This is a genomic window from Sphingomonas sp. GW821-FHT04B01 (assembly GCF_059420425.1).
The window spans coordinates 480,444-501,655 of the sequence record NZ_JBWKTR010000001.1 but is presented as its reverse complement, the minus strand read 5'-3'; the positions used below and the strand labels follow the sequence as shown (position 1 = coordinate 501,655).

Genomic DNA, 21,212 nt, shown 5'->3' with positions numbered 1-21,212 from the left:
CGGCTTTTTTGTGCCCGACGCACAGGCACGAAAAAAACCGGCTGCGGCCGGGGGGCCGCGGCCGGTCCGTTCGCCTGTCGTTTAGTTGATCATCGTCCAGCGCTGGTTGCCGCCGCCGTTGCACGGCCAGACGATCAGCTTGGTGCCCGTGTCGGTCGAGGCTTCGTTGACGTCGAGGCAGGAGCCCGAGGCGCGGTTGACGATCGTCGTGCCGTTATACGTCCATTGCGACTTGTCGCCGATCGAGCAGGAGGTCTGCACCACCGCGCCGCCGCTGCCGTTGTCGTCCGCCTGGGCGAGGCACAGCCCGCTGCGCTGCACGACATATTGCGTGTAATTGCCGATCGGGCGGCGCTCGACCAGTTCGTTGCTGGTGTTGGTGCAGGTCCATTGGATCGCCGTGCCGTTATAGTAAGGCGAATCGTTGCTGATGTTGGCGCACTGGCCGCTGTGCGCGACCTGCATCTTGACCAATTGCGTGTTGGGCGAGCCGAGCGCGATCGTGCCCGCCGCCGCGTCGATCGTGATCTGCGACGCGGTGCCGGTGAAATCGAGCGAGGTGTTCGTCGGGAAGGTCAGCGGCAGCCACACATAGGTCGAATCGTTGACGATCTGGCCGATCGCCGGCCCCCAGCGATCGCCCATGTAGAGATAGGACGTACCGCTCGATCCCTGCACCGGCAGAATATAGGTCGATTGCGAATTATAGGTGGTGTCGTGACCGAAATAGGTCGGCCCGGTCCACGGCCCGGCGAGACTGGTCGCGGTGAAATAGGCGGCGCGATTGGGGTTCCAGCCGGTGGCGCCCGAGGTGATCAGGAAGTAGACGCCGTTGCGCTTGACCAGCGCCGGCGCTTCGCGGTGATAGCCCTTGATGACGGTGAGCAGCGAATCGACCTTGGTATAGTCCGCGCTCAATTTGTAGACGTTGAGGTCGTAGTTCACGTTCGACGACGAGATCAGATAGCCGGTGCCGTCGCTGTCCTGATACACCGTCATGTCGCGCGAATCATAGTCGAGTGGCCGGAAGCTGCCGAGATAGGTGTAATTGCCGTCGACCGTGTCCGACGTCGCCACCGCGACGCGCGCCTCGCCATAGTCCTTGCCATTCTCCCAATGCGCCCACAGCACGTATTTGCGGGTCGCGGCATTGTAGAGGATCTTGGGCCGTTCGATGTTGGCGCCGTTCAGCTCGCTCGCCGACGAGGATTTCAGCACGTCGTTGCGGAATTCCCAGGTCTTGAGATCGGTCGACCGGTACATCGACACCGCACGGAAGGAATAATCCGGGTTCCGGTTCTCGCCGAGGAAATAATAATAGCTGCCGACCTTGATGACGCCGCCGCCGTGCGCGTCGATCTGCCCGCCCGTCGTGGTGACGAACTGCGAGCCGTTGTTGACGGTCTGCGCGCTCGCCCAGGCGACGCCGGGCAGCGCCAGCGCCACCATCGCGGCGCCCAGCGCCAAAGTTTTCCTGAACATCATTCCTCTCCTCATCAGCCGATCTCCGTCGGCAGTTATGTATGACATATGGATGTCATATTGAGAATAGACGGAGGCGCCAACGCTAGCGCTACCATCGCATTTCCGTCGGTTTCGCCTTCTCTACAGCGCCGGACCTTCCTCTATCATGTCGGACAACAGGCAGGACGATCATGCCTGGGGAGAGGATTATGCAGAGGAAAGGCTGGGCCGCCGTGTCCACCACCGCAGCGCTGGCGCTCGCCGGCGGCTATGCCGTGCATCACCGGCCCCGTCCGCCCGCATCGCCCCCCGCGGCGGTCGCGGTGGTCAGCGCGCCGGTCACCGTCGTCCGCCCCACTGCCACGCCGAGCGCCCCGCCCGCGCCGGTGCGGGAGCGGCCCGAGCGCAAACTGGTCGAGACGCTCGCCACGCACGATCGTCGCGGCGGCGACGTGCGGATGATGGCGGCGGTGATGACGACGCAGCCGCCGCCAGCCGCCGCCGCCGCGCCGGTGGAGGCGGCGATGACCGCCGCAGTCGCGCGCCTGCCGGTCTTCGCCGCCGCCGCGCCCGTCCACGTCAGCTGCGTGCGGACCGCTTGCGAGGTTGCGGGGCCGCTGCCGGCGGGGCAGACGGAGGCGACGATGGTGACCGCCTTTCGCGACAAGCAATTCGAGCATGATCTGCTCGCCCGCGGCTATACGCCGGGGCCGGTACTCGTCGCCGATGCCGGCGACGGCAGCCGCGGCTTCGTCTTCTATATCAACAACGAGTTCTGACACCGATGTCGACCGCCGCGCCGCACGCCGCCGCCACGCCCTGGTTCGCCGCTCCCGGCGCGATCGAGATCCTGCGCGTCGGCGAGGAGCGGGAGCCGGTGGTGGTGATCGACGGCGCCAGCGGCGACCCGGCGGCGCTGGTCGAGATCGCCGCGCGCGCGCAATTCACCGACGCGGCGCGCGCAGGCAGCGGCTATCCCGGGCTGCTCGGTCCGGCACCGGTCGGCTATCTCGATGCGATGGTGCACTTCGTGCTGCCGCTGATCGCCGCGCATTTCGGCACCGGCCCGGTCGTGCCGGCTCGCGCCCGCGGCAATTTCTCGCTGGTCACCACGCCGACGGATGCCTTGAGCCCCGACCAGCGCGTCCCGCACGTCGACACCGCCGACCGGCTGCAATTCGCGACCGTGCATTTCCTGTCGCCGGACAATGGCGACGGCACCGGCTTCTTCCGCCATCGCGCCACCGGGTTCGAGACGATCGATGCCGAACGCCTGCCGGCCTATCACGCCGCGCTCGACCGCGAACGCGCCGATCCACCGCCGCCCGGCTATCGGACGGAGTCCGACGCGCGCTTTGAGCGGATCGGGGCGGTCGCGGCACGCTGCGACCGGCTCGTGCTCTATCGCGCGGCACTGCTCCATTCGGGGCTGATCGCGCATCTGCCGGACGCCGCCGCCGATCCGCGGCGCGGACGGCTGACCGGCAATCTGTTCCTCCAATGCCGGGCGAGCGCATGAGCGGGCAAGACGGCGCGATCCGCCGCATCGCGATCATCGGCGGCGGCACCGCGGGCTGGATGGCGGCGGCGGCGCTCGCGCGCGTGCTCGGGCCGCACGGTCCGGCGATCACGCTGGTCGAATCGGAGGAGATCGGCACCGTCGGTGTCGGCGAGGCGACGATTCCGCCGATCCAGGCGTTCAACGCCTTGCTCGGCATCGACGAGGACGATTTCGTCCGCGCGACCGGCGGCACGTTCAAGCTCGGCATCGAATTCGTCGACTGGCGCGCGCTCGGCCAGCGCTATTTCCACCCGTTCGGCGTCTACGGCATCGATCTCGGCGCGGTGCCGTTCGAGGCGCTGTGGCGACGGCTGCACGGCGAGGGCGCGGCAGGTCCGTTGTCCGATTATTCGATCTGCGCGGCCGCCGCCGCGGCGGGCAAATTCATGCGGCCGCAGCCCGGCAACACGCCATTGGCGCATATCGGCTATGCCTTCCACTTCGATGCCGCGCTATATGCCCGCTTCCTGCGTGGTCGCGCCGAGGCCGCCGGCGTCGTCCGCCGCGAGGGGCGCGTCGTCGACGTCGTGCTGCGCGGTGCAAACGGCTTCATCAAGGCGGTGACGCTCGCCGACGGCGGACGGGTCGAGGCGGACCTGTTCGTCGACTGTTCGGGATTCCGGTCGCTGCTGCTCGGCGACACGCTCGGCGCGGGGTTCGAGGATTGGTCGGCGTGGCTCCCCAATGATCGCGCGGTCGCGGTGCCGAGCGCGGTCACCGGGCCGCCACCGCCCTATACCCGCGCCACCGCCCGCACCGCCGGCTGGCAATGGCGCATCCCGCTGCAGCATCGCGTCGGCAACGGCTATGTCTTCGCCGCCGACCATATTTCGGAGGACGAGGCGACCGCGACCCTGCTCGCCAATCTCGAAGGCGAGGCGCTGGCCGAGCCACGCACGTTGCGCTTCCGCGCGGGGCGGCGATCGGCGCTCTGGGTGCGCAATTGCGTCGCGCTCGGCCTGTCCGGCGGCTTTCTCGAGCCGCTGGAGTCGACCAGCATCCATCTGATCCAGTCGGGCATCGCGCGCCTGCTCGAGATGCTGCCGACGCGCGCGTTCGAGCCTGCCGACATCCGCCGCTACAACCGGCTGATGGCGACCGAGTTCGACAGCATCCGCGACTTCGTCATCCTCCACTTCCACGCCACCGGCCGCCGCGACACCGCTTACTGGCGACGGCTCGCCGAGATGCCGATCCCGGACACGCTGGCGGAGCGGATCGCCATCTATCGCCGCACCGGCCGCGTGTTCCGCGAGACCGACGAATTGTTCACCAAGACGAGCTGGCTGGCGGTGATGGACGGCCAGGGGCTGACCGCATCGGGGTACGATCCGCTCGGCGCCGCCTTGCCGCTCGCCGATGCGCGTGCGGCGCTCGACCGGATCGGCAAGGTCACCGCGGCCGCCGCCGCCCATATGCCGCCGCATCAGGAGTTCATCGCGCGGCACTGTCGCGCGCCGCGCTAGCCGCATAGCGCGACGAAGGTCGCGCTAGCCACGGTTGCCGCTTGCACGGGTGAACGATCCCCTCATAAGTAAAAGACGGAACGGGCAAGTGATTGGTCCGGGGGGAGAGATTCGATGACTCAGCCAACGCGCGCCATCCGCAAGTCAGGCCTTCTGCGCCATCTGCTGGCCGCGGGGACGGCGATCGCATCGCTCGCCGCACTGCCTGCCGCGGCCGATCCGCTGGCGATCGTCGACCGCAACGGTGGCATCGTCGCGATCGAACCCTATGCTCCCAACATCGTCCGGGTGACGATCGCGCTCGACAAGGCGCTCGCCGTCGCCCCGCCGGGCGAAGGCCCCAACGCCAGGCCCGATGCCGCCGGCTGGAGCCACCGCACCGACGCGAGCGGCGACGTCTTCGCCTCGCCGGCGCTGACCCTGACCGTTGCCGCGCAGCCCTGGCCCAAGGCGCCGACGCAGATGCAACGCTATTTCGCGTCGTCGCTGCCGCCGGTGGCGATCTCGGTGCGCGGTGCCGACGGCCGCACCCTGCTCGACATGACCGGCTGGGAAATGGCGCCGCACACCGTCAACGACGAGAAGACCTTCCGCGTCGGCGCCAGCTTCGCAGTGCAGCCGGGCGAACATTATTACGGCCTCGGCCAGAATCAGGAGGGCGTGCTCGACCTCAAGGGCCGCACGATCGACTGCCGCCACAATTACGATGCGCCCGCCGGCGAGAGCGTCTGCGTGCCGTTCATGGTCACCAACAAGGGCTACGGAATCGTCTGGGACAATGCCTCGGCGACGACGGTCTCGCCCGGCCTGCACAACGCCACTCACTGGCAGTCGAACGTCGGCGAACGCGTGTCCTTCTTCGTCATCACCGGCGACACCACCGACCAGCTTTATGCCGGCTATGCGAAGCTGACCGGCGCCACCCCGCTGCCGCCCAAGGCGGCGTTCGGCCTGATCCAGTCCAAGGCGCGCTACGAGACGCAGAAGGAATTGCTCGACGTCGCGCAGGGCTATCGCCAGCGCAACCTGCCGCTCGACGTGATGGTGCTCGACTGGTTCTATTGGTCGCGGATGGGCCAGCTCGACATCGACCGGACCTTCTTCCCCGATCCAAAGGGGATGAACGATACGCTCCACAATTTGGGGATGCATTCGATCATCAGCGTCTGGCCGCGCTTCGAGCGGGAGTCGCGCTATTACGATTTCCTCGGCGCCAAGGGCTGGCTGCTCCACGACAAGGACGGCAGCGTCGTCGACGGCCTGCCGATCCGCGCCGACCGCGCCGGCGCGTTGCTCGATTCGACCAATCCCGACGCGCGGCAATGGTTCTGGACCAAGATCCGCGACAATATCGCCAGCCAGGGCTTCGACTGGTTCTGGCTCGACGAGACCGAGCCCGATCTCGTCCCGGACGGCCACCAATTCTCGATCGGCTCGGGCGACCGCTACCACAATCTCTATCCGCTGGTGCACACCAGCAGCGTCGCGGAAGGCTCGGCGAAGGACCGGCCAGACATGCGCAACCTGATCCTGTCGCGCGCCGCCTATCTCGGTACGCAGCGCAACGGCGCCCTCTTCTGGTCGTCGGACGTGCAATCGACCTGGGAAGCGCTGCGCCGGCAGGTGCCCGCCGGGCTCGGCTTCACCGCCACCGGCATGGCCTATTGGAGCAGCGACACCGGCGGCTGGCAGAACCCCGCCGGCCCCAAGGCCGAGCGCGCGCCCTTGCTCGACCCCGCCGGCGCGACCGCGATGCCGCCGAGCTATGCCGATTACCCCGAGCTGTTCACGCGCTGGTTCGCCTATAACAGCTTCACGCCGACGCTGCGCATCCACGGCCAGCGTGCCGGCACCGCGCTATGGGAGTATGGCACCGCCGCCGAGCCAGTGCTCGCCGGCTTCCTGCGGCTGCGCTATGCGCTGATTCCCTATCTCTACGCACTGGGGCATCAGACCGCGCAGACCGGGGCGCCGTTCATGCGCGCGCTGTTCATGGACTTCCCCAACGATCCCGCGGTGGCGACGATCGGCGACCAATATATGTTCGGCCCGGCCTTCCTCGTCGCGCCGGTCACCGATCAGGGCGTGACCAGCCGCAAGGTCTATCTGCCCGCCGGCGCCGACTGGTACGATTACTGGACCGAGCGGCGCTATACCGGCGGCCAGACGATCGACGCGGCGGCACCAATCGACAAGATCCCGCTGTTCGTCCGCGCCGGATCGATCGTGCCGATGGGGGTGCAGGTGCCGAGCACCGCGACCGCGCAGCCGCTGGAGAGCATCCGCGTCTATCCCGGCCGCGACGCGAGCTTCACGCTTTACGACGACGACGGCGTCACCAACGCCAATCGCAAGACCGGCGGCCGGACGGCGACGCTGCGCTGGAGCCAGGCGACGGGCAAGCTCGCCGCGTCGGGCCGCCTGCCGACCGGGCAGGACGCCGCCGGACTGGTCCGCGTCGTGCAGGGCAAATAAGCCGCCACACCTTCTCCGTCGAAAACGGGGAAGGTGTGTCTTTTCAGACACATAATTTCACGAAGCCGACACAATCGCCGACTAGCGCGAAGATCCGCCGGGGGGCGGTCGCCATCATCGCCGGCAGGTTGCGCCAAGGGAATATCCTGGCGTCCCGCCCGGCGGCGGCTCCCCGTAACCATCAGGGGGACCTTCGTGACCACGCGTTTGCTCAAGACCATGTTGCTGCTCGGTGCCGCCGGCTTCGCCGCGCCCGCGCTCGCCCAGACCGCGACGCCGGCGACCGACGCCGCCGCGACCGATACGACCGCGACGCAGGACGCCAGCGGCGATCTCGGCGACATCGTCGTCACCGCCGAGCGCCGTTCGGAAAACCTGCAGCGCGTGCCGCTGTCGGTCGCCGTCGTCGGCGGCAGCGACCTGCGCACCTTCCAGGCGGGCGGCGAGGACATCCTGTCGCTCTCCGGCCGCGTTCCCGGCCTGTATATCGAGACGACGACGGGGCGCATCTTCCCGCGCTTCTACATCCGCGGCCTCGGCAACATCGATTTCTATCTCGGCGCCAGCCAGCCGGTGTCGATCATCCAGGACGACGTCGTCCTCGAACATGTCGTGCTGAAGTCGAACCCGGTTTACGACGTCAATCAGGTCGAGGTGCTGCGCGGGCCGCAGGGTTCGCTGTTCGGCCGCAACACCACCGCCGGCATCATCAAGTTCGACACGATCCGCCCCAGCCAGACGTGGCAGGGCCGCATGTCGGCGTCGGCGGGCAGCCTCGGCACCTTCACCTATGACGCCGGCGTCGGCGGCCCGATCATCCAGGACAAGGTCGCGGTGCGCCTGTCGGGCCTGATCCAGCATCGCAACGACTGGGTCGACAACCGCTTCGCCGGGGTCAGCGCCGACGGCACCCGCACCCCGCAGAAGGATGCGATGGGCGGCTTCGACGAGCGCGACGTGCGCCTGCAGGTGCTGCTCACCCCGACCGAGGCCTTCTCGGTCAACGTCTCGGGCCACGCCCGCGGCTATCACGGCACCTCGACGATCTTCCACCGCGCCGCGCTCCGCAAGGGGTCGAACTCGGTCTCGGCCGAGCCGCGGAGCAGCATCGCGCTCGACGAGGGCGACAACAACCCGCAGGATTACGACACCTACGGCGGCTCGGTGAACGCGGCCTATGACTTCGGCCCGGTCACGCTGACCTCGATCAGCGCCTATGAAACCACCTCGGGCTACAGCCGCGGCGACACCGACGGCGGCGCGGCGGCGAACTTCCCGGTCAACGGCGTGGCGAACGGCTTCGGCCAGAGCCAAGGCAATATCCGCGCGCTCGGCCAATATACGCAGGAGGTCCGCCTCGCCTCGCAATCCGACCGGCGTTTCACCTGGCAGGTCGGCGGCTTCTACTTCCGCCAGAACGACACGACCGAATTCTACCAGCGCAGCTTTTTCCTGAACACCGCGGCCCGCAACCCGAACAACTGGGTGCGCCTGCGCGACATCAACACCAGCTGGGCGGCGTTCGGTCAGGCGAGCTTCAAGGTGACGCCCGACTTCACGATCACCGCCGGCGGCCGCTATACCGAGGACGTCAAGCGCACGACGCTGGTCAAGCCGGTGCTGAACGCGACCGGCACCGCCAGCCTGTTCCCGGCGACCGCCCCCACCGCGGTGCGGCTCGAGGGCAAGGAGCCGAGCTGGGACGTTTCGGCGCTGTATCAGCTCGATCCGCGCAACAGCGTATATGCCCGCGTCGCGCGCGGCTTCCGCGGCCCGACGATCCAGGGCCGTTCGGCGGTGTTCAACTCGCCCTTCTCGACCGCGAACAGCGAGACGATCACCTCCTATGAAATCGGGTCGAAGGGCGTCTTCCTCGACGGCCGGCTGCGCATCAACTCGTCGCTGTTCACCTATACGGTCAACGACATCCAGCTGAACGGCAATGACGTCAACGGCAACGGCGTGCTCTTCAACGCCGACGAGGCGCGTGCCTATGGCGTCGAGATCGACACGCAGTTCCGCCCGGTGCCGAACCTCACCTTCACGCTCGGCGCGAGCGCGCTGGCGTCGAAGATCCGCGACAAGCGCGTCTATGCGCAGGTCTGCATCCTCAACGGCGTGGTGGTCTGCACCGTACAGGATCCGACGATCCGCGTGGGCAGCAACGTCTTCGCGCAAATCGACGGCAACCCGCTGCCCAACGCGCCGCGCTGGAACCTCGACGCCACCGCGCGGTACGACCTGCCGCTCGCCAATGACGGCAAGCTGTTCATCGCGACCGACTGGAACATCCAGGGCTACACCAATTTCGTGCTCTACAAGACGCGCGAATTCTACGCGACGGGCAATTTCGAAGGCGGCCTGAAGATCGGCTACACCACGCCGGACGACAATTACGAAATCGCCGCCTTCGCCCGCAACATCACCAACGAGAAGAACCTGAAGGGCGTCATCGAAAACTACATGGCTGCGGTGTTCAACGAACCGCGGATCATCGGCGTCTCGGTCAGCGGCAAGTTCCGCTGAGCCGACTTTCGGTCCATGGTGCCGGCGGCCTCGTCAGAGGTCGCCGCGTTCCGTCACAGCGATGCTGCCTGAGCATCGACAAAGGCCTCGAACGAAGTGCTGGCCTGTTCCAGACACCCTCTCTGCTGAAGCGATACGAATATCGCACAGGATCGCGCCTGACAGTTTACCGATTTGTTCGGATTGAATTCGATATCGGTAAAGCCATCCAACTGTTCCAAACGACGAAGCCAATCTCGCTCCGGATAGATGCAGCGAAGATACAGCCAGTCATAGAAAGCTGTCGCAGGCAATAAGGGATACCGGCGCCCCTCAAGTTCGAATGCAACGAGGTGACCTGATTCACGCAAGCGCGGATCCTGTTTGGCATCTTTGGCCGGTTTATCGAATAGATCGATGAACGGTCCGCCTACTTCGAAAACCTTGCTGCCCTGATAGACCGATTCCAGACTGAATGTCCCGCTGTCCAGCGCTATCCGTTGATGAAAGGCGCTCAACCGTTGGCCGATCGTGCGCTCCGATTTGGTTGAAATCTCCAACAACCGCTTCAATCCCTTCATTGATGCGGCATGGTGCAGTTCGACGACATTCTTGCGCTTCTGGCTTGCAGCCATACCTGCATGCCATGGAAAGGCGACCGGCACCTCGGCGACGATTCGAGGCCCTTCAATCACTGGCACGAAGACGGGACGTTCAGCCACCTTGCGGTTTCCTCAACAAAGCTACGGGCACGTGATCGGGTACGAGGATTTCGTATTTCCTGGCCTGTTGCAAGCGCTCCCGCACCGCCGGATCCTTCCAGTCCAGTCGCGTATAGATCACGTCGAGGTCCAGATGGGCGTCGATCTCGGCCAAAGGGCGAATGATCACACCGGCCTTGTTGGCGACATCATCGGCAAACATCACGCCGGGAATGTCCAGTACGGCGGGTAAGACGCGGAGGAACGTCGCCGCCGCGATGCGACCGGCCTCCCGCGCCCGATATTCCATTGGATGCTGATCGAAGAAGCATAGATGGACGTAGCGATCCATTCCGATCCGCTTGTCGGCGTCGTGGCTCCACTGGTTGCCGCCGGGTGCTTCGGGATGGATCGCGCAATCCGCGAGTTGTCGGACGGAGAGCAGCCCGTGCTGCGCGATGCTCGGAATATTCCGCTGATCGGTGAAGTGAAACAGCGTTCTCGAGGCCAAGTAAGACTTGATTTTCTGCATCCATCCCACTCCGTTGTAAAAGAACAGAGCTAGGATGGATACAGAAGAAACGGTTGGTCAATCGCAACCGTTACGGTGCTTACGCCGCCTGCTTCGACCGGCTTGCGCGCTTGCGCTCGTTCGGATCGAGGTAGCGCTTGCGCAGACGGATCGTCTTCGGCGTCACCTCGACCATCTCGTCGTCGTCGATATAGGCGATCGCCTGCTCCAGCGTCATCTTCTTCGGCGGGGTGAGGCGGATCGCATCGTCCTTGCCGCCACTCGCGCGGAAGTTGGTCAGCTGCTTCGCCTTCATCGGATTAACCTCGAGGTCGTCCGTCTTGGCGTTCTCGCCGATGATCATGCCTTCATACAGCGCCTCGCCGTGGCCGACGAACAGCACGCCGCGGTCCTCGAGCGGGCCGAGCGCATAGCCCTGCGCCTCGCCGGCGCCGTTGGAGATCAGCACGCCGTTCTTGCGGCCTTCGATCGTGCCCTTGTGCGGGCCGTACTTCTCGAACAGCCGGTTCATGATGCCGGTGCCGCGCGTGTCCGACAGGAACTCGCCGTGATAGCCGATCATGCCGCGCGACGGTGCCGAGAAGGTGATGCGCGTCTTGCCGCCGGTCGACGGACGCATGTCGGTCAGCTCGGCCTTCCGCAGGTTCATCTTCTCGACGACGGTGCCCGAATGCTCCTCGTCGACGTCGATGATGACGGTTTCATACGGCTCGGTTTTCTTGCCGTTCTCGTCCTCGCCGAACAGCACGCGCGGGCGGCTGATGCCGAGCTCGAAGCCCTCGCGGCGCATCGTCTCGATCAGCACGCCGAGCTGGAGCTCGCCGCGGCCGGCGACTTCGAAGCTGTCGCGGTCGGCGGCCTCGGTCACCTTCACGGCGACGTTCGATTCGGCCTCGCGGAACAGACGGTCGCGGATCATGCGGCTCGTTACCTTGGTGCCCTCGCGGCCCGCCATCGGCGAATCGTTCACCGCGAAGCGCATCGACAGCGTCGGCGGATCGATCGGCTGCGCGTGCAGCGGCTCGGTGACGGTGATGTCGGCGATCGTGTTGGCGACGGTCGCGACGGTCAGGCCGGCGAGGCTGATGATATCGCCCGCCTTGGCTTCGTCGACCGGCACGCGGTCGAGACCGCGGAACGACATGATCTTCGACGCACGGCCGGTCTCGACGATCTTGCCGTCGTTATCGAGCGCGTGGATCGCCTGGTTGGTGCGCACCGTACCCGAATTGACGCGGCCGGTGAGGATGCGGCCGAGAAAATTGTCGCGATCGAGCAAAGTGACGAGGAAGGTGAACGGCACGTCCTCGACTTCGACCTTCGGCGCGGGCACGTGGTTGACGATCGTCTCGAACATCGGGATCAGCGTGCCTTCGCGCGCGTCCATGTCGGTCGAGGCATAGCCGTTGCGGCCCGAGGCGTAGAGCACCGGGAAGTCGAGCTGCTCGTCATTGGCGTCGAGCGACACGAACAGGTCGAACACCTCGTCGAGCACTTCCTGGATGCGCGCGTCGGGACGGTCGACCTTGTTGACGACGACGATCGGCTTGAGGCCGAGCGCCAGCGCCTTGCCGGTGACGAACTTGGTCTGCGGCATCGCGCCCTCCGACGAATCGACCAGCAGGACGACGCCGTCGACCATGCTGAGGATCCGCTCCACCTCGCCGCCGAAATCGGCGTGGCCGGGCGTGTCGACGATGTTGATGCGGATGCTCTCGCCGCCGCCCGGAGGCGCCCAGTCGACCGAGGTCGGCTTGGCGAGAATCGTGATCCCGCGCTCCTTTTCTAGGTCGTTCGAATCCATGGCGCGCTCTTCGACGCGCTGGTTGTCGCGGAAGGTGCCGGACTGGCGGAAGAGCTGATCGACCAGCGTCGTCTTGCCGTGATCGACGTGCGCGATGATCGCCACGTTGCGGAGGCTCATGGGAATTCCTGAATAGATGGAGCTTGGAGTGCGCGCCCCCATAGCGGAAATGTTGCGTCGCGGGAAGGGGAGCCGTTTCCCAGCGCCGCGCGGCGCCGGCATTGAAGGCGACGCGTTCGCGTATTACAGCGCCAACACACTTGCCGTCGCGCCCGAACGCGACCATTTTGCGGGCAACGGCTTGGGAGACGAATGGAATGGCGACGAATCTGGACACGCCCGAACGCGATCTGGTGCTGACCCCGCCCGAGCCGGTGCCGACCGTCAGCGCCGAGCGTGCCGCCGGGCTGGTGCCGATCGACGACGCCAAGAAGACGCAGCTCGACGCGCGCGTCGACGCCTTCGTCGCCGATCTGGTCGCCGAGGACGTCAACAGTCCCGAATTCGGCAAACGCGTCGACGCGATCACCGCGATGGGCGCCAAGGAAATCCGCGAGGCCGCCGGCCAGTCGAACCGCTTCCTCGACCGGCCGATCCGCGCGATGGACAAGGACACCGGCGTCGGCGCCGACCTCGCGCAACTGCGCCGGGTGATCGAGGACCTCGATCCGGGTCGCAAGGGCGCGCTGTCCGGCCCCAAGAAGATCTTCGGCATCATCCCCTTCGGGTCGAAGATGCGCGACTATTTCGACAGCTACCAATCGTCACAGACGCATATCAGCTCGATCCTCAAGAACCTCGCCGCGGGCAAGGACGAGCTGCTGATGGACAATGCCGCGATCGATACCGAGCGCGCCAATCTGTGGAGCGCGATGGGGCGGCTCGAACAGATGATCCACCTCAGCAAGGCGATGGACGCGAAGCTCGAGGACAAGGCCAACGAGCTCGACCACACCGATCCCGCCAAGGCCAAGGCGATCCGCGAGACCGCGCTCTTCTACACCCGCCAGCGCACGCAGGACCTGCTCACCCAGATGGCGGTAACGGTGCAGGGCTATCTCGCGCTCGATCTGGTCAAGAAGAACAACGTCGAGCTGGTGAAAGGCGTCGACCGCGCCTCGACCACCACCGTCTCGGCGCTGCGCACCGCGGTCACCGTGGCGCAGGCGCTGACCAACCAGAAACTGGTGCTCGAATCGATCACACAGCTCAACACGACGACCGCCAACATCATCGATTCGACCGGCAAATTGCTGCGCTCGAACACCGCGGCGATCCACGAACAGGCCGCCGCCTCGACGATCCCGCTGGAGACGCTGCAGCGCGCCTTCCAGAACATCTACGACACGATGGACGCGATCGATTCGTTCAAACTGAAGGCGCTCGATTCGATGAAGACCACCGTCACGGCGCTGGGCAGCGAGGTGGAGAAGTCGAAGGGCTATATCGCCCGCGCCGAGGGCGCCAACCAGGCCGCGCTCAAGGGACCGGGCGCGAGCGATTCCTACCGTCTCGAATCGGTGTGAGCGGATGACCGAGGTCGACCAGCAGATCGAACGCGCCCGCGCCGCGATGGCACGGATCAGCGAGGATTATCGCGGACAGGCGGGCGCGACCTATCGTGCGCACGGCAAGCGGCTCAAGCGCAAGGCGACCAGCGTCGGCACGCGGCTGGCGATCATCTGCGTGGTCGATGCGCTGATCCTCCTTGCCGCCGGCGTCGCGGGCATGTTCATCCCGTTGGGCATCTTCGGCTTTCTGGCGGTCATGCTGCTGATGGCGGCGGTGACGATCGGCATCGCGCTCGCTCCGATCGCCCGCGCGCCGAGCGAGAAGGTGCTGCGCGAGGTCGACATCAAGGCGCTTCCCGCCAAGACCGAACGCTGGCTCGAGGCGCAGCGCCCCGCCCTGCCCGCTCCGGCGCGGGGGCTGATCGACCAGATCGGCGTGCGGCTCGAGACGCTGTCGCCACAGCTCGGCCGGCTCGATGGCCGCGAGGAGGAAGCCTATGAGGTCCGCCGCCTGATCGGCGAGCAGCTCCCCGCCTTCGTCAACGACTACGCGCGCGTTCCCGAACCGCTGCGCCGGGTCGAGCGCAACGGTCGCACGCCGGACGCCGAGCTGGTCGCGGGGCTGCGGCTGATCGAACAGGAGATCGCCGACATGACCGCGCGGCTGGCACAGTCGGACCTCGACAGCCTGTCGACACGCGGGCGCTTTCTGGAGATCAAATACCGCGACGAGGCCGGCGAGCGGTGATGGTGGGCGATGACGGGCTCGAACCGCCGACATTCTCGGTGTAAACGAGACGCTCTACCAACTGAGCTAATCGCCCCCTCTCGGGTTCGCCTGCCCTGCCAAAGCGCGCGGCGATCCGCAAGGGGGTGCAGTCACCCCGCCGCCTCGATCTTGCGCAGCGCGATCATATAGGCCTGCATCGCCTCGCTAGCGCGCGGCGACAGCGTCATGAAGGCGCGGCGGCGGTCGGCCGGATCGGGGTGGCGGATGAACAACTCCATCTCGGTCATCTTGGCGATCCAGCGCAGCGCGGTCGTCGGCGCAACGCCGGCGGCGATGCACAGGCTCGACACGCTGACCTGCACGCCCTCCAGCTCGGCGGCGAACAGGTCGAGCAGCATATCCCAGGCCGGGTCCTCGAACAGCGCCTCGCCGCCGAACTGGCCGAAGAACTTGCTGCGCAACTGCCGGCGATGGATGACGCGGCGCACGTCCTGCGGCCGCACGGCGTGGCCGATCGCCGGCTCGCCGTCGAAGCGCGTGCGGCGGTCGCCGAGTTCGGACGCGCCCGTCACCGGCTGATTGTGCACGAAGTCGGCGGCGAAGCGCGAGATGCGCGCCATGCCGTCGGTCAGCCGCCGCAACCGCTCCTCGTCGCTCTCGCGGCCGGCGTGGAGGAACGGCTCGCGGTCGCTGCGCACCGTATCGGACAGCCCCTCCTGCAGCGTCGGCGGCATCCGCCGGCACGCCTCGGCCAGCGCCACGACACGCTGCGCCGGACTGGGGTCGCAGAGCAGTTCGATGCGCTCGCCGAGCAGATGCCGCGCGACGAGATCGATCTGCGCCGTGGCGAGCGCGAGCACCGCCCGCCCCTCCTCCGCGGCGAGATGATCGGCGAGGAGCGGGAGGACCGCATCAAGCGTCGCCGCCGCCACGTCGCGTGCCTCGACCGCGAACACCGGCCGGCCGCCGAGCCGCGGCAGCAGTCCTGCGACCTCCGCCCAGCCGATGCGCTGGAGCAGGCGTGCGCCGACGGCGTCGATCGCGGCATGGAACGGCGCAGCCGCGGCGGCATCGGCGATCAGCAGCATGGGGTGGCCGCGATCGCCATAAGGACGCGCCGGGCGTCTCTCCGTTTTGGCGTCAGCCAGCGTTGTGATCCCCATAGACGCAGAATAAGCGGCACCGCGAACGGTTCGCCCGCATTCATCTCCGTTCCGGCATCATCACTGCTGCGGTAAGCATGTTTAGAAGGTTATCACCTCCGAATCGGATGCACCATGATCAGTCGAGCGATTTGACGATCTCTTCGACCATTTTCTTCGCATCGGCGAGGAGCATCATCGTATTGTCCATGTAAAACACATCGTTATCGACACCGGCATAGCCGACGCCGCCCATCGACCGCTTGATGAACAGCACCGTCTTCGCCTTCTCGACGTCGAGGACCGGCATGCCGTAGATCGGCGAGCTCTTGTCGGTCTTGGCGGCGGGATTGGTGACGTCGTTGGCACCGATGACGAAGGCGACGTCGGTCTGCGAAAACTCGGAATTGATGTCTTCAAGCTCGAAGACCTCGTCGTACGGCACGTTGGCTTCGGCGAGCAACACGTTCATATGGCCCGGCATTCTGCCGGCGACGGGATGGATGGCATATTTGACGCGGACGCCGTGCGCCTTCAACTTGTCGGCCATTTCGCGCAGCGCATGCTGTGCCTGCGCCACCGCCATGCCATAACCGGGAACGATGATGACCTGTTCGGCCTGGCTCATCAGGAAGGCGGCGTCCTCGGCGCTGCCGCGCTTCCACGGGCGATCGACCTTGGCACCGTCGCCGCTCCCGCCGCCGCTCTCCGCGCCGAAGCCGCCGGCGATGACCGAGACGAAGCTGCGGTTCATCGCCCGGCACATGATGTAGCTGAGGATCGCGCCCGACGAGCCGACCAGCGCGCCGGTGATGATCATCGCGCTGTTGTGGAGCGTGAAGCCCATCGCCGCTGCGGCCCAGCCCGAGTAGCTGTTGAGCATCGACACCACCACGGGCATGTCCGCCCCGCCAATCGGAATGATCAGCAGGAAGCCGATCGCGAAGCTGAGGATCGTGATCGTCCAGAAGATCCACGGGCTCTGGTCCTGGGTGAAGGCGACGATCAGCAGCAGGATCGCGGCGAGCATTCCGAGGTTGAGGACGTGGCGGCCGGGCAGCAGGATCGGCTTGCCGCCCATATTGCCGTTGAGCTTGAGGAAGGCGATCACCGAGCCCGAGAAGGTGATCGCGCCGATCGCGACGCCGAGCCCCATTTCGATCCGGCTGACCGGGTGGATCGCTGCGAACGGCTGGCCGAGCATCGGGATCACCATGTCGGCGATGCCGAAGGCGATCGGGTTGAGGAAAGCGGCGGCAGCGACCAGCACCGCGGCGAGCCCGACCAGGCTGTGGAAGGCGGCGACGAGCTGCGGCATCGCGGTCATCGCGATCCGCCGCGCGGTGACGAGGCCGATCGCGGCGCCGATGCCGATTGCAGCAAGCAGTTCGACCACGGTGAGATAATCGATCCGCGCGATCATCGCGCTATAGTCGTAGGCGGCGGTCGAGCCGCTGATCAGCAGCCGGTCGACGGGCACGTGCGTGATCAGCGTCGTCACCACGGCGATCGTCATGCCGATCATGCCGAAGCGGTTGCCGCGCTGGCTCGACGTCGGCGACGACAGGCCGCGCAGCGCGAGGATGAAGCACACCCCCGCGATCAGATAGGCGAGCGCCGCGAACGAACTGCCTGCGGTTGCGTGTTCCATCCTACCCCCGGGTTTTCGAAAGACGACGGCCGTCGGCGTGGCGCATCACGGCTTGGCCGCCGCCGGCCGCTCCTTCTTCTTGTACATCGCCAGCATCCGCTGCGTCACCGCAAAGCCGCCGAAGATATTGATGCTGGCGAGCACGACGCCGAGCAGCCCCAGCCATTTCGACGCGCTGCTCCCCGCCGCCGCGCCGGCGATCAGCGCGCCGACGATGATGACGCTGGAAATGGCGTTGGTCACCGCCATCAGCGGCGTGTGCAGCGCCGGCGTCACCGACCAGACGACGTAATAGCCGACGAAACACGCCATCACGAAGATCGACAGGATCGCTACGAAGTCCATCATCCCACTCCTTCAGGCGGCGATGCGGCGGGGCGATGGCACCGCACGCCCCATCTCCTCGGCCGCTTCCATCCAGCAGCGTACGGCATCATAGGCGTTGGCCAGCGCTTCTTCCGGCGTATCGCCGTCCGAGCGGCAGCCCGGTAGCTCCGGCACGACCGCGGCGTAACCGCCACCGTCGTCGTCACGGAGGGGCACGATGTCGACTTCGTAATCCTGCGGGTTCATTCAGCCTGCTCCCGAACCGCGTCCACGAACTTCACGAGTTCGCGGATATACACGGGTTTGATCGGACGATGCGCAGGGATGGTCAGGATCTGCGCGACCGATTGATGCTTCACCTTATAGTGTGACCCCTGACGGGGCGGCGTACAAGCGATACCGAAGCCACGACATAACGTTTCGATGTCCGCGATGCGCCAGTCGCGCGGCGCCTCCCGCATCTTTTCGAGGAGCGCCTCCGCCCTCACGTCTAGGCGAGCAACCGCGGGTTGACGATTTGCCCGTCGCGGGTCAGCCGCACCGCGTCGCCGATCTCGGCGTCGAGCACCGGGCGGCCGGCGTCCTTGTCCCAGAAGGTCGACAGGAAATTGTAGAGGTTGCGGCTGAACAATGCCGAGGCGTCGGCGGGCAGGCGCGAGGCCATGTTGCGGTGGCCGATGATGCGGACGCCATGACGTTCGACGATCTCGCCCGCCACCGCGCCCTCGACGTTGCCGCCCTGCTCGACCGCGAGGTCGACGATCACGCTGCCCGGCTTCATCGACGCGACCTGCGCGTCGCTGATCAGCCGCGGTGCGGGGCGGCCGGGGATCAGCGCCGTCGTGATCACAATATCCTGTTTGGCGATATGGCCGGAGACGAGCTCGGCCTGCGCGGCCTTATACTCCTCGCTCATCTCGCCGGCATAGCCGCCGGTGCCCTCGCCCTCGATACCGGCGACGGCCTCGACGAAGATCGGCTTGGCGCCGAGCGACTGGATCTGCTCGCGCGTCGCGGCGCGCACGTCGGTGGCGGAAACCTGCGCGCCGAGCCGCCGCGCGGTGGCGATCGCCTGCAGGCCGGCGACGCCGACCCCCATCACGAACGCCTTGGCGGCGCTGACCGTCCCCGCCGCGGTCATCATCATCGGAAAGGCGCGGCCATATTCCGACGCGGCGTCGAGCACCGCCTTGTAGCCGGCGAGGTTGGACTGCGACGACAGGATGTCCATCGACTGCGCGCGGGTGATGCGCGGCATGAACTCCATCGCCAGCGCCTCGTAGCCGGCGGCGGCATAGGCGCCGATCCGCGCGCGATCGGCGAACGGATTGAGGCCGGCGACGATCCACGCCCCCTGCGCCGCCCCCGCGAGGCCGGCCGGATCGGGGCCCTGCACGCCGAGGATGATGTCGGCATCGGCCAGCGTCGCGGCGCGATCGGCGACGGTGGCTCCGGCCTCCGCATAGGCCCGGTCGGCGTAGCTGGCGGCGATCCCCGCGCCGGCCTCGATCGCGACGGCGGCACCCAGCGCGACGAACTTCCTGGCGGTCTCCGGCGTCGCCGCGACCCGCCGCTCGCCGTCTGCATGTTCCCTGAGGACGGCGATCTTCATGCCATCGGTGCCTATGCGATCGCCCAGATCACCAGCGCGACGATCACCGCGCAGGCGATCGCGCCCCAGAACAGCATCTTCGTGACGCTGACATAGGTCGATTCATGCGCCTTCAGGTCACCATTGCCGGCCATCGTCCAACCCTCGTCTGCTCGTGGCGTCTGCGCCCTTGTGGCAATACCTGCCCGCAAAGCGCCGCGGCCGTCAAGGCGGGCGGTGGCCGGCGGGCTTAAGTCGGCCTTTACCGGTGGCTTGTATCAGGTGCCCCGAACCGGGACAGGAAAATACCATGACGCGCAACGGACAGCGCCTGCTTCTGCTGATCGACGACGAGCCCGCGCAGCGCCGATTGGTGTCGGCGCTCGCCGCCCGCGCCGGCTGGCGCTCGATCTTCGCCGCCGACGGCGAGATGGCGCTGGCGCAGCTCGGCACGCAGGACGGGATGCAGCTCGATGCGATCCTGCTCGATCATTGGGCGCCCGACGCCGATGCCGCGCCGCTGATCGCCGAATTGCGCGAGCGGCGGCCGGCGCTGCCGATCCTGATGCTCACCGCCAACGGATCGGTGATGCACGCGGTCGCGGCGATGCGCGCCGGCGCGACCGATTTCCTGGTCAAGCCGCTCGCCCCCGAACGCCTGCTCGCCGCGCTCGAGGCGGCGGTGGCGGGCACCGCCGCCGGCGAGCTGCGTCCGTTGACCGAGAAAATCCCGGCGCTGCTCGCGTTCGACGAGATCGTCGGGTCGTCGCCTGATTTCCGCGCCGCGCTGGCGATCGCCGCCAAGGCGGCACGCGCGCGGGTGCCGGTGCTGGTCGAGGGCGAAAGCGGCGTCGGCAAGGAGGTGGTCGCCGATGCGATACATGCCGCCTCGCCGCGCGCGAAGAAACCGATCGTGACCGTCAATTGCGGCGCGATCCCCGCCAATCTCGTCGAATCGGAGCTGTTCGGGCATGAGAAAGGCGCCTTCACCGGCGCGTTCGAGCGCAAGATCGGCAAGTTCGTCGATGCCGACGGCGGCACCATCCTGCTCGACGAGATCGGCGAGATGCCGCTGGAGACGCAGGTCAAATTGCTGCGCGTGCTGCAATCGGGCGAAATCCAGCCGATCGGCGCGCGCCACGCCCGCGAGGTCGACGTGCGCGTCATCGCCGCGACCAACAAGAAACTGCTCGAGGAGGTCGAGGCGGGGCGGTTCCGCGAAGACCTCTATTACCGGCTCAACGTCGTCCAGGTGGCGATCCCGCCGCTGCGCGAGCGGCTCGGCGACGTGCCGGCGCTCGCCCGCCATCTGCTCGCGCGGATCGCGCAGCAGCCGGGGTTGCGGCCGCTCGGCATCACCGACGACGCGCTGGCGCTGCTGGTGCAATACGACTGGCCGGGCAACGTCCGCCAGTTGCAGAACGCCTTGTTCCGCGCCGCGGTGCTCTGCGAGGGCGCGGCACTGACCCGCGCCGACTTCCCGCAGATCGCCGCGCTCGGCGACCGCCGCGTCGGCACGATCGGCTCGGCGAGCGCTTCGGCCGGGGGCATCACGCTGTTCCGGCCGGACGGCAATCTGCGCCCGCTCGAGGATATCGAGGCCGACGTGATCCGCCTCGCCATCGGCCATTATCGCGGCCGGATGACCGAGGTCGCCCGCCGCCTCGGCATCGGCCGCTCGACGCTCTACCGCAAGCTCGGCGAACTCGGCATCGACAACGCCGCCTGACTTCCCCCGGCGGCGGCGCGGCG

General features: G+C 66.9%; 19 protein-coding genes and 1 tRNA gene. 8 read left to right on the top strand and 12 right to left on the bottom strand.

Annotation, left to right across the window (positions count from 1 at the left end; all coding sequences use genetic code 11):
- Positions 1-81: 81 nt before the first annotated feature.
- Positions 82-1,482 carry a family 43 glycosylhydrolase gene (locus tag AC07UH_RS02505; protein ID WP_495189852.1) on the bottom strand — a complete coding sequence of 467 codons (1,401 nt, stop codon included), beginning with the start codon at positions 1,480-1,482 and terminating at the stop codon, positions 82-84.
- Between the two features lie 215 nt (positions 1,483-1,697).
- Between AC07UH_RS02505 and AC07UH_RS02500 the strand changes: the two genes are divergently transcribed.
- From AC07UH_RS02500 to AC07UH_RS02480, 5 genes are all read left to right on the top strand, one after another.
- On the top strand, positions 1,698-2,243 hold the full coding sequence (locus tag AC07UH_RS02500; RefSeq protein ID WP_495179454.1) for a hypothetical protein: 546 nt from the start codon (positions 1,698-1,700) through the stop codon (positions 2,241-2,243).
- Between the two features lie 5 nt (positions 2,244-2,248).
- Complete coding sequence (locus AC07UH_RS02495) at positions 2,249-2,983, top strand: DUF6445 family protein (RefSeq protein WP_495179455.1); 735 nt, start codon at positions 2,249-2,251, stop codon at positions 2,981-2,983.
- Entirely contained in the window at positions 2,980-4,491 is a 1,512-nt protein-coding gene (locus AC07UH_RS02490; RefSeq protein ID WP_495179456.1) for a tryptophan halogenase family protein, read from the top strand. Before AC07UH_RS02495 ends, AC07UH_RS02490 begins: the two co-directional genes overlap by 4 nt.
- 114 nt (positions 4,492-4,605) lie before the next feature.
- The gene (locus AC07UH_RS02485) at positions 4,606-6,966 is read left to right on the top strand and encodes a glycoside hydrolase family 31 protein (RefSeq protein ID WP_495179457.1); all 2,361 of its coding nucleotides are present in this window, start codon (positions 4,606-4,608) and stop codon (positions 6,964-6,966) included.
- A 219-nt stretch (positions 6,967-7,185) separates the two neighbouring features.
- Positions 7,186-9,492, top strand: coding sequence for a TonB-dependent receptor (locus AC07UH_RS02480; protein WP_495179798.1), 2,307 nt, complete (start codon positions 7,186-7,188; stop codon positions 9,490-9,492).
- 53 nt (positions 9,493-9,545) lie between these two features.
- Here the strand turns inward: AC07UH_RS02480 and AC07UH_RS02475 are convergent, their stop codons facing one another.
- From AC07UH_RS02475 to typA, 3 genes are all read right to left on the bottom strand, one after another.
- Entirely contained in the window at positions 9,546-10,193 is a 648-nt protein-coding gene (locus tag AC07UH_RS02475) for a DarT1-associated NADAR antitoxin family protein (protein WP_495179458.1), read from the bottom strand.
- Positions 10,186-10,704 (bottom strand): DUF7002 family protein, encoded by a 519-nt coding sequence (locus AC07UH_RS02470; RefSeq protein ID WP_495179459.1) that lies wholly within the window; start codon positions 10,702-10,704, stop codon positions 10,186-10,188. Before AC07UH_RS02470 ends, AC07UH_RS02475 begins: the two co-directional genes overlap by 8 nt.
- Before the next feature lie 79 nt (positions 10,705-10,783).
- Positions 10,784-12,628 (bottom strand): translational GTPase TypA, encoded by a 1,845-nt coding sequence (gene typA, locus AC07UH_RS02465; RefSeq protein ID WP_038663919.1) that lies wholly within the window; start codon positions 12,626-12,628, stop codon positions 10,784-10,786.
- Positions 12,629-12,825: 197 nt separating this feature from the next.
- On the opposite strand from typA, the gene AC07UH_RS02460 reads away from it, so the two are divergent.
- Together AC07UH_RS02460 and AC07UH_RS02455 are read left to right on the top strand one after the other, a co-directional pair.
- Entirely contained in the window at positions 12,826-14,034 is a 1,209-nt protein-coding gene (locus tag AC07UH_RS02460; protein WP_495179460.1) for a toxic anion resistance protein, read from the top strand.
- A gap of 4 nt (positions 14,035-14,038) precedes the next feature.
- Entirely contained in the window at positions 14,039-14,767 is a 729-nt protein-coding gene (locus AC07UH_RS02455; protein ID WP_495179461.1) for a hypothetical protein, read from the top strand.
- Here the strand turns inward: AC07UH_RS02455 and AC07UH_RS02450 are convergent.
- The 8 genes from AC07UH_RS02450 to AC07UH_RS02415 form a co-directional block, all read right to left on the bottom strand.
- Positions 14,768-14,843, bottom strand: a tRNA-Val gene (locus AC07UH_RS02450).
- 55 nt (positions 14,844-14,898) lie between these two features.
- Positions 14,899-15,837: a MarR family winged helix-turn-helix transcriptional regulator gene (locus tag AC07UH_RS02445; RefSeq protein WP_495179462.1), complete on the bottom strand. Its 939-nt coding sequence runs from the start codon at positions 15,835-15,837 to the stop codon at positions 14,899-14,901.
- Positions 15,838-16,030: 193 nt separating this feature from the next.
- On the bottom strand, positions 16,031-17,542 hold the full coding sequence (locus AC07UH_RS02440; RefSeq protein ID WP_495179463.1) for an NAD(P)(+) transhydrogenase (Re/Si-specific) subunit beta: 1,512 nt from the start codon (positions 17,540-17,542) through the stop codon (positions 16,031-16,033).
- 45 nt (positions 17,543-17,587) lie between these two features.
- On the bottom strand, positions 17,588-17,887 hold the full coding sequence (locus tag AC07UH_RS02435; RefSeq protein WP_038667399.1) for an NAD(P) transhydrogenase subunit alpha part 2: 300 nt from the start codon (positions 17,885-17,887) through the stop codon (positions 17,588-17,590).
- Between the two features lie 12 nt (positions 17,888-17,899).
- On the bottom strand, positions 17,900-18,115 hold the full coding sequence (locus AC07UH_RS02430) for a type II toxin-antitoxin system HicB family antitoxin (protein ID WP_038663933.1): 216 nt from the start codon (positions 18,113-18,115) through the stop codon (positions 17,900-17,902).
- A complete protein-coding gene (locus tag AC07UH_RS02425) occupies positions 18,112-18,330 on the bottom strand; it encodes a type II toxin-antitoxin system HicA family toxin (RefSeq protein ID WP_495189851.1) in 219 nt (72 codons plus the stop codon). Before AC07UH_RS02425 ends, AC07UH_RS02430 begins: the two co-directional genes overlap by 4 nt.
- 29 nt (positions 18,331-18,359) lie before the next feature.
- The gene (locus AC07UH_RS02420; RefSeq protein ID WP_495179465.1) at positions 18,360-19,481 is read right to left on the bottom strand and encodes an NAD(P) transhydrogenase subunit alpha; all 1,122 of its coding nucleotides are present in this window, start codon (positions 19,479-19,481) and stop codon (positions 18,360-18,362) included.
- A gap of 11 nt (positions 19,482-19,492) precedes the next feature.
- Positions 19,493-19,615: an aa3-type cytochrome c oxidase subunit IV gene (locus AC07UH_RS02415; RefSeq protein ID WP_137898263.1), complete on the bottom strand. Its 123-nt coding sequence runs from the start codon at positions 19,613-19,615 to the stop codon at positions 19,493-19,495.
- A gap of 155 nt (positions 19,616-19,770) precedes the next feature.
- Here AC07UH_RS02415 and AC07UH_RS02410 point away from each other — a divergent pair, with 155 nt between their 5' ends.
- Positions 19,771-21,189: a sigma-54-dependent transcriptional regulator gene (locus tag AC07UH_RS02410; protein WP_038663941.1), complete on the top strand. Its 1,419-nt coding sequence runs from the start codon at positions 19,771-19,773 to the stop codon at positions 21,187-21,189.
- Positions 21,190-21,212 lie beyond the last annotated feature (23 nt).